Source organism: Psychromonas aquatilis (assembly GCF_038155185.1).
Lineage (GTDB): Bacteria > Pseudomonadota > Gammaproteobacteria > Enterobacterales > Psychromonadaceae > Psychromonas > Psychromonas aquatilis.
In genome coordinates, this window is record NZ_JBAKAZ010000247.1 from 1 (window position 1) to 234 (window position 234).

The 234-nt window shown below is 35.5% G+C and carries 1 protein-coding gene; it reads left to right on the top strand.

Annotated features, from left to right (window positions below):
• Nucleotides 1–116: 116 nt before the first annotated feature.
• On the top strand, nucleotides 117–234 hold a 118-nt coding region (locus V6256_RS15470; RefSeq protein WP_341599135.1), incomplete at its 3' end, for a TRAP transporter large permease subunit.

Here is a 234-nt window from a genome sequence, read left to right on the forward strand (position 1 = left end):
ATTATATTTTAACTAGAAACATGGACATCCAGTGTAATCATTATGAGATCCAGTCTTTATCAGCTTGTGGAAGTGAGGTTAAAGTAAAAACTAAATAAGCAGCCCTTGGCTTATTTATGCCACTTATAATTCTTGGCTGTATTTACGTAGGAATAACAACTCCAACAGAGGCCGCTGCCATTGGAGTGCTATATGCAATCGCTCTAAGTATCTATATATACAAGGAAATGAATT